This is a genomic window from Marinicrinis sediminis (genome assembly GCF_042685085.1).
Taxonomy (GTDB): domain Bacteria; phylum Bacillota; class Bacilli; order Paenibacillales; family KCTC-33676; genus Marinicrinis; species Marinicrinis sediminis.
The window spans coordinates 1-1,110 of the sequence record NZ_JBHUMM010000027.1 but is presented as its reverse complement, the minus strand read 5'-3'; the positions used below and the strand labels follow the sequence as shown (position 1 = coordinate 1,110).

Genomic DNA, 1,110 nt, shown 5'->3' with positions numbered 1-1,110 from the left:
CCAGCCGCCGAAGGTGGGGCAGATGATTGGGGTGAAGTCGTAACAAGGTAGCCGTATCGGAAGGTGCGGCTGGATCACCTCCTTTCTATGGAGCTCTAGGTACCCACAGAAGTGAAGAACAGCTTAGCAGCTGATTCAAGTCCTTTTGCGGGGCCCAAGGCACAAGAACGAATGTGCACAAGATGCACAAAAAGGACAATTTCACTCGCGTTCAGTTTTGAAAGGGCAACCTTTCAATCCGGTTTGGTGATAATGGCGGAGGGGTACCACGCGTACCCATACCGAACACGACCGTTAAGCCCTCCAGCGCCGATGGTACTTGGACCGAAGGGTCCTGGGAGAGTAGGACATTGCCAAGCCGGGCAATACAAGCCTGATCAAGCCGTAAAGGCAAAAGGCTTGGGCCCTTAGCTCAGCTGGTTAGAGCGCACCCCTGATAAGGGTGAGGTCGGTGGTTCGAGTCCACTAGGGCCCACCATATAAACCTAATACCCTAGGAATAGGGGGCCATAGCTCAGCTGGGAGAGCGCCTGCCTTGCACGCAGGAGGTCAGCGGTTCGATCCCGCTTGGCTCCACCAAACGCAATGCTTTGAACGTGACGGCTCAAAAAGCCGGTTGAAACGACAAAGCGGATATGGTAAGATACCACTTGCCGCTGAAAAGACGGCAAACTTGATCCTTGAAAACTGGATAGCGAAAGAGTTTAGGTAAGAATCAACGCAGTTTTTACTAGCGTGTACGGGGATGACATCTTGTCAAATCCCGCACACGAGAACGAAGGTTTTGTTTCGCGCCCGACATTTGCACTCTGTGCAAGAGAAGGAAGCGAAAGCAATAACCGAAGTGGATAAGCTAGTAAGGGCACACGGAGGATGCCTAGGCGCTAGGAGCCGAAGAAGGACGTGGCGAACAACGAAATGCCTCGGGGAGCTGTAAGCAAGCTTTGATCCGGGGATGTCCGAATGGGGAAACCCGGCTGTGGTAAACCGCAGTCACTGTTTACTGAATCCATAGGTAAACAAGAGGCAGACCAGGGGAACTGAAACATCTAAGTACCCTGAGGAAGAGAAAACAAGAGTGATTCCGTCAGTAGCGGCGAGCGAACGCGG

Annotated in this window: 2 tRNA genes and 3 rRNA genes; all 5 read left to right on the top strand. The window is 52.8% G+C overall.

The features are described 5' to 3' along the window. Positions 1-85 (top strand): 16S ribosomal RNA (locus tag ACFSUC_RS11520); the annotation flags it as partial. A 157-nt stretch (positions 86-242) separates the two neighbouring features. Continuing rightward, positions 243-359: ribosomal RNA gene (gene rrf / locus ACFSUC_RS11515) — 5S ribosomal RNA — on the top strand. A gap of 42 nt (positions 360-401) precedes the next feature. Beyond that, a tRNA-Ile gene (locus ACFSUC_RS11510) sits at positions 402-478 on the top strand. Positions 479-503: 25 nt separating this feature from the next. Then, positions 504-579: transfer RNA gene (locus tag ACFSUC_RS11505), tRNA-Ala, on the top strand. A 267-nt stretch (positions 580-846) separates the two neighbouring features. Then, positions 847-1,110, top strand: a 23S ribosomal RNA gene (locus ACFSUC_RS11500); the annotation flags it as partial.